Source organism: Methylophaga sp. UBA1464 (assembly GCF_002325665.1).
In the GTDB taxonomy this organism is placed as follows: Bacteria; Pseudomonadota; Gammaproteobacteria; order Nitrosococcales; family Methylophagaceae; genus Methylophaga.
The window spans coordinates 45657-52848 of record NZ_DCSO01000080.1 but is presented as its reverse complement, the minus strand read 5'-3'; the positions used below and the strand labels follow the sequence as shown (position 1 = coordinate 52848).

Sequence of the window (7192 nt, the reverse complement as noted above, 5' to 3'; positions counted from 1 at the left end):
GCGAGTAAATTGAAATAGGTCTGTTGAGCTGCCTGTTGCAAAGCTGAAACAGTTTGACTGGAGATTGAACTGCTCTCAGCTGACTCACCTTGCTCGGCAATTTGCGTTTTTTCCAATTGCTTTTCAGAATTTGCTGTTGGTTTCTCTGCCGGAGCAGATGTGGCAGCAAGCACCTCTGAGCTATCAGATTCAGGTTCAGCGTTATCGGAAAGTGGCGCGCTATTAACGGCCTTTTTTATCTCCGTTTGCTGCAAGGGTTTTACCACTTCAGTTTTGCTGATTTTTTCCTCAACTTGCACTGGCGTATCGTTGCGTTCCTGAACCTCAGTGATTGCGGATTCTTCTTCAATGTTGGTCAATGGTTCTGAGGTGGCAGTAGCCTGTTGTTTCTCCATGGTGGTGGCATCCAGCATGCTGATATCAATCTCAATCCCAGCTTCCTTTATGGGGGCAACAAGTTGAAGCCGGGGCTGGTGTTTGAGCGTATACATACCAAACGCAAAGACATGAATTGATATGGCGCTCAAAATTGCCAATACCCAGTATCGAAATTTAATCATGTTTATTGCTTTGGGTCTGCGTTGCCAGTGACACCCGCAGTATTCCGGCGGCACGAACTCTTTTCAGTAACTCAGTTAACTTGTTAGCAGGGACAGTTGCATCCGTTTTAATCAGTAGTTTGAATGATTGGGCATTATTCGTTTCCGATATTGCCTGTTTTAACAAATCCGTTAAGGCATCGGCTTCCAGCAACATATCATTAAAGGCCAATTGCCCTCTGGAAGACACCAGCAAAACAGCATCATGTTCCTGCAGAGCCGATTGCTGCTGGGATGTTGGCGGTTGGATTTTGATAAAATCACTGGAAGTTAATTGCCCGGCAATCAGAAAAAAGATCAGCATCAAAAACACAATATTAATCAATGGGATAATATTGTCATCAGGTTGATTGCCTCGCGGGGCATGATTTGGGATAAGTATCATATGGCTAAACCTGCCAGACTGACTTTTTCAACGCCGATGGTTTTCAATTGATCCAGAAAATCAATCAACTGCTGAGTTGTTACCCCCTCTGCCACCGAGACAACAAATACACTCCGTTTATCTTCAGCACGCGTTTGTTTTACGGGGCTGAGCTTTGATAGCGGGTAACGTCTTTTATCGAACTCATATTCTCCAGCGGTCTGTAATACAAGATGATACTGAGTACGTATTTCATCTGTATTGTAGGATTCACTGGCAGCGGTAATATCCATTTGTCGCCAGTGGGTAAAACCGGAGGACAACATGAAAAAAAGTAACAGAATAAACACCACATCAATTAAAGGTGTCAGACTAATCATTCTGCGTTTTGCCGAAAATGGTTGTTCAAGCAACATTTTTAAAGCTTTCGCTGCAAACAGCTGCCTTTGGATTGATAAATGGGGCGTGTGTAAAGACCTGAGTTACCCCATCATTTATCAGCGCTGTAACTCGCTCCGTTTTACGCTCTAACCAGTTATGCGCCAGCACAGCCGGTATTGCCACCGCCAGACCAACCGCAGTGGTTAATAAGGCCTGCCAAATCCCCGCGGAAAGTACAGCAGGATCAACCTGACTACCGGCTTGTTCCATCTGCTGAAAAGCGAGGATCATGCCCATAACCGTACCAAACAAGCCCAGTAAAGGGCTTAAACTGGCAATCACTTCCAGAGGACGCAGATAACTGCGTAATTGACTGATACGCAAGCTGGCAACACGTTGCAACTCTTCCCTGAGTAAGCCGACCGGTATCTCGGTCTGCCTCAGTCCTTCCATGCTCAATGCCAGTAACTCATCCAATGGTTTGGAGATTTTCAGCTGCAGAATAGCCTGCTCAGGCTCGTTTTGTTTCCACAAGGCAATGGCTTTTTTTGCTGTTTTCGTTGATTCGGGTGAGATTAATAATATTTGCCATGTTTTGATTAAAACAATACTGACCGCAATAATCGAAAACCCCAGCAAAATCCACACAACAGGGCCGCCTACTTCAAGTAACTGTTGCAACAGCGTTAAAAAGGAAGCAGATGTGTTTTCGTTCATCGCTGAGCAAAGACCGGATTGAAGCCAATGATCAAATTTGTGCGCATCATGAATGATTCCTTATATTCAAACAGCTTTAATGATAATAGTTATCATTTAGCTTTGCAAAGAAATCTTCTATGGCGAACCCTTGCTTATTGCTTAAATTACAACAATAGTTCCGTCGTAATCCGTGTTACGGCTATAGGTTTTTATTGTGATGTTCAAAAAAAAGCCCCGCTAGGCGGGGCTTCCAAATCAAACCTGAATTGACTGAATTATTCTGCAGCAACTTCATGAACAGCTTTCATACTCAGGCGAATACGGCCCTGACGGTCAACTTCCAGTACCTTCACTTCAATCATGTCACCTTCAGACAGTTTATCACTGACATTTTCCACACGCTCATCAGAGATTTGTGAAATATGTACCAGTCCATCTTTACCTGGCAGAATCGTGACAAACGCCCCAAAATCCATCAGCTTGGCAACACGGCCCTGATAGACCTTGCCGACTTCAACTTCAGCGGTGATTTGCTCAATACGGTGTAATGCATCCTGACCCGCATTGAAATCCGAAGAGAAAATCATCACGGTGCCATCATCCTGAATATCGATAGTTGCACCGGTTTCTTCGGTGATTGCACGAATGGTTGCGCCACCTTTACCGATAACATCACGAATTTTATCAGCATGAATTTTCACAGTGATAATACGTGGTGCAAATTCGGACATTTCCTGACGGTGCGTTGAGATCACTGCATTCATTTTTTCCAGAATATGCAGACGACCATCACGGGCTTGCGCCAGTGCAATACGCATGATTTCTTCGTTGATACCTTCGATCTTGATATCCATTTGCAGTGCCGTCACACCTTTTTCGGTACCGGCCACTTTAAAGTCCATATCACCCAGATGATCTTCATCCCCCAGAATATCGGTCAAAACGGCATAACCATCTGGTTCTTTAATCAGACCCATCGCAATACCGGCAACAGGTGCTTTAATGGGTACACCGGCATCCATTAACGCCAATGAGGTACCACAGACAGAGGCCATTGAACTTGAACCATTGGATTCAGTGATTTCAGATACGACGCGAACCACATACGGGAATTCTTCAGCCGTTGGCATAACCGCCTGAATACCACGTTTGGCTAATTTGCCATGACCAATTTCACGACGTTTCGGAGAACCGACAAAACCGGTTTCACCTACACAGAACGGCGGGAAGTTGTAATGCAGCATAAAGCGATCACGGTATTCACCTTCTACCGCATCAATCATCTGTGCATCACGTTCCGCACCCAAAGTTGCCACCACAATTGCCTGAGTTTCACCACGGGTGAACAATGCAGAACCATGCACACGTGGCAGTACAGTAGTTTCAACAAATACTGGACGCACGGTTTTGGTATCACGGCCATCGATGCGCGGTTCACCGGCAATAATACGACCACGAACCAGTTCTTTTTCCAGTTTGCCAAACAAACCTTTTACATCATCTTCAGACCATTCACCATCTTCACTGACTAATGCCTCAACAGCGGCTTGACGAATTTCTGAGAGTTGATCCTGACGCTGCATTTTATCGCTGATAGCGTAAGCCGTTTTAATGCCTTCAAACGCTTGCTCTTTAACCGCATTATATAGACGATCATCTTTTTCCGGAGCAGTCCAATCCCAAGCCGGTTTGCCAGCTTCGGCTTTCAATTCATCAATCAGTTTGATTGCTGTCTGAATTTGTTGATGGCCATACATAACTGAGCCTAACATCACTTCTTCTGGCAATTCAGAAGCTTCTGATTCCACCATCAAGACCGCACTGACAGTACCGGCAACCACTAAATCCAGTGAGCTGTTGGCTAATTGTTTTTTAGACGGATTCAGAATGTAGTTACCATCAACATAACCGACCCGTGCGGCACCTAATGGGCCATTAAAAGGTAAACCTGAGATAGCTAACGCTGCAGAAGCACCGATCATTGCTGGAATATCAGGATCAATTTCAGGGTCCAAAGCCATTACGGTGGCAATTACCTGAACTTCATTAATGAAACCTTTCGGAAACAATGGACGTAATGGACGATCGATCAGACGGGATGTCAGCGTTTCTTTCTCTGAAGGGCGGCCCTCACGTTTGAAAAACCCACCGGGTATTTTACCTGCAGCATAAGTACGTTCTTGATAATTTACGGTTAACGGAAAGAAATCCTGGCCAGGATTTACATTTTTCTTTCCGACTACAGTTACCAGCACTGATGTCTCACCCAGACTGGCAATAATGGAACCACCCGCCTGACGAGCAATTTTTCCGGTTTCCAGGCTAAGCGTATGCTCACCGAACTGAACTGTCTTTTTTACTGAATTCACTAGTATTTCCTTCTCTTGACTACATCAGCCATGAACCTTTTCATCACTGATTTAAAAAACGATAAACGCATAAATGAATATGCCCCTGAAACCGCGGGGGATTTCAGGGGCATATCAGTCAACGCACCAGCCTAATGCCAAAGATATTGGCGGAGGCTCGATGAGATGTTTTGCAGATCACGTCGGGTAATTTAGCGACGCAGACCTAAGTCAGCAATTAAATCACGGTAACGGTTAATATCTGTTTTTTTCAGGTAGTCGAGCATTTTACGACGACCACTAACCATTTTTAACAAACCTTGACGTGAGTGATGATCATGGATGTTAGTTTTAAAATGGTCTGAAAGATTGGTAATACGGGCAGTCAGCAGAGCTACCTGAACTTCAGCTGAGCCGGTATCGCCTTCAGTACGACCGTATTTTTTGATGATTTCTTGCTTTTGTTCTGCAGTAATTGACATAAAAACTCCAACTTTTTATAGCCTTTGGCTATGAGTTAAATTCTGAAATAATCCAGCGGGTTAAACCGGATTACCCAACCTTTTAAGAGTGGCGAATTTTACCGGTTTTATCTGCTATTCACAAGCGGGTTAAACCGTATCACCGGTAACAAACAAACGTTTTGCTGACACCGTGCCGTCCTGCGCTAATTCACCCAGACCGATAAACTGATCCTGAACATCAAATAGACGGACTTTTGCGCAATGACCTTGAAATTCCGTTGTGACACTGCGACCAAAACGCATATCAGCAGACATATCGGCATCCAGTCTTACTTCAGGCCAGTCCGGTAATGCTTCATGAGCAGGTAATAATTGAGAATCAAGCCCCGGTAAGCCTTGTTGTTCTGCCAAATCCTGTAACCTCTCCAGACTTAATGCCTGGGTTAAATCATAACCAGCGGCATCCGTACGTCTTAACATAGTGACATGTCCACAACTGCCTAAAGCGGCAGCAATGTCCTGAACTAAGGTGCGTATATAGGTCCCTTTGCTGCAGGATACCTGCAAGGTAAAACTGTCAGCATCACAGGCCAGCAATTCAATACTGTAGATGGTAATCAGACGAGATTTCCGTTCGATTTCTATGCCCTGACGAGCCAGCTTGTATAGTGGCTGTCCCTGGTGTTTTAAGGCTGAAAACATCGGCGGAATCTGTTGTAGCTCACCGGTAAAGTCCTGCAAAATACGTTGCAGTTTTTCCTCTGAATAATCCGGGATATTCTGTTGAGCGATAACGTCACCATCACTATCACCGCTATCGGTGAGAATGCCTAGCTGGCAACGCACCTGATACTGTTTATCAGCATCCAGCAAATAGGTGGAGAGTTTGGTGGCTTCGCCCAGGCAGACAGGTAATACCCCGGTTGCTAATGGGTCGAGACTACCGGTATGTCCTGCCTTGTTTGCATTAAATAATCGTTTAACGCGTTGCAAAACATGATTTGAGCTCAGTCCGGTTGGCTTGTCAATAATCACGATACCGGTAATATCGCGACCTTTTTTACTGCGTTTTGCCATCGGAGAAACTCAATCTTTATCAGTTTCTGAATCGGGTTCTTGTTCGTCTTTGATATCGGCATTGGCCTTAGAGATCAGTTCATCCATATAAAAGCCATGTTCCAGCGTGGTGTCATAACGAAATTGCAGCTCCGGCATGATGCGTAATTTTACGCGCTTTGCCAGCGCCCGACGCAGGAACCCTGCAGCGTTATTTAATCCTGCCAGACATTCTTTGGCGGCTTCTTCTGAATCAAATCCACTGAGCCGTGTCACATAAATACGCGCATATTTAAGATCGGATGTCACATCAACATGTGACACCGTGACCATACTGACACGCGGATCAGCCAGATCATGCTGAATCAGCAAGGCCAATTCACGCATCATGACCTCACTGATTCGATTTGTGCGACTAAATTCTCTTGCCATTAAAGACTCGGTTTCATCAGGACACGTTCAAAGACTTCGATTTGATCACCCGGTTTGACGTCTTTGTAGTTTTTCACACCAATACCACACTCCGTACCGGCATTGACTTCATTAACATCATCTTTGAATCGACGCAGTGATTCCAGTTCACCTTCGTAAATAACCACGTTATCACGCAAGACACGAATCGGGTTGTTACGTTTGACGCTGCCTTCCAAGACCAGACAACCTGCAATATCACCAAATTTCGGAGAGCTGAACACATCATCAACCCGTGCCAGACCGATAATTTCGTCTTTATAGACGGGCTCAAGCATACCGGTCATGGCTTTTGTCACCACATCCAGCAAATCATAAATAATGCTGAAATATTGAACATCCAGGCCTTTTTCAGCAATTACTTTACGCGCAGTATTATCAGCGCGAACATTAAAGCCGATCAGAATAGCATCAGAAGCGGCAGCTAACTGTGCGTCAGTTTCGTTAATACCGCCGACACCAGAACCAACAACCCGGACCTGTACCATATCGGTCGACAATTTCTGCAGACCCTGACTGACAGCTTCAACCGAACCATGAACGTCACCTTTAATGACGACATTCAGTGTTTTCAGATCGCCGGCTTCCATTTTGTTGAACATATCATCCAACTTGGCAGCCTGCTGTTGTGCCATTTTCAGTTCACGTGCTTTGGTCTGACGGAAGCTGGCAATTTCTCTTGCTGTGCGATCATCCGGCGCCACCTGTAACTCATCACCCGATGCAGGTGTTCCGGACAGACCCAGTAATTCAACAGGAGTTGAGGGACCAGCTTCATCCATTTGTTGGCCATTTTCGTTGAACAAGGCG

9 protein-coding genes are annotated in these 7192 nt (G+C 45.2%); all 9 read right to left on the bottom strand.

The window, feature by feature from the left end:
- A partial coding sequence (locus B3O33_RS10340; RefSeq protein WP_292363544.1) for a hypothetical protein occupies positions 1-560 on the bottom strand: 560 nt, incomplete at its 3' end.
- Complete coding sequence (locus B3O33_RS10335) at positions 553-984, bottom strand: ExbD/TolR family protein (protein ID WP_292361668.1); 432 nt, start codon at positions 982-984, stop codon at positions 553-555. The genes B3O33_RS10340 and B3O33_RS10335, both read right to left, overlap by 8 nt.
- Complete coding sequence (locus tag B3O33_RS10330) at positions 981-1379, bottom strand: ExbD/TolR family protein (RefSeq protein WP_292361667.1); 399 nt, start codon at positions 1377-1379, stop codon at positions 981-983. The genes B3O33_RS10335 and B3O33_RS10330 overlap by 4 nt, the downstream gene beginning before the upstream one ends.
- The gene (locus tag B3O33_RS10325) at positions 1369-2061 is read right to left on the bottom strand and encodes a MotA/TolQ/ExbB proton channel family protein (protein WP_292361666.1); all 693 of its coding nucleotides are present in this window, start codon (positions 2059-2061) and stop codon (positions 1369-1371) included. The genes B3O33_RS10330 and B3O33_RS10325 overlap by 11 nt, the downstream gene beginning before the upstream one ends.
- 257 nt (positions 2062-2318) lie before the next feature.
- Positions 2319-4412 carry a polyribonucleotide nucleotidyltransferase gene (pnp, locus tag B3O33_RS10320; RefSeq protein ID WP_292361665.1) on the bottom strand — a complete coding sequence of 698 codons (2094 nt, stop codon included), beginning with the start codon at positions 4410-4412 and terminating at the stop codon, positions 2319-2321.
- Between the two features lie 191 nt (positions 4413-4603).
- Positions 4604-4873, bottom strand: a complete 270-nt coding sequence (gene rpsO, locus B3O33_RS10315; protein ID WP_278361242.1) for a 30S ribosomal protein S15 — start codon at positions 4871-4873, stop codon at positions 4604-4606.
- A gap of 129 nt (positions 4874-5002) precedes the next feature.
- Positions 5003-5932 (bottom strand): tRNA pseudouridine(55) synthase TruB, encoded by a 930-nt coding sequence (gene truB, locus B3O33_RS10310; protein WP_292361664.1) that lies wholly within the window; start codon positions 5930-5932, stop codon positions 5003-5005.
- Between the two features lie 9 nt (positions 5933-5941).
- Entirely contained in the window at positions 5942-6343 is a 402-nt protein-coding gene (rbfA, locus tag B3O33_RS10305) for a 30S ribosome-binding factor RbfA (protein WP_292361663.1), read from the bottom strand.
- A partial coding sequence (locus B3O33_RS10300; protein WP_349676315.1) for a translation initiation factor IF-2 occupies positions 6343-7192 on the bottom strand: 850 nt, incomplete at its 5' end. The genes B3O33_RS10300 and rbfA, both read right to left, overlap by 1 nt.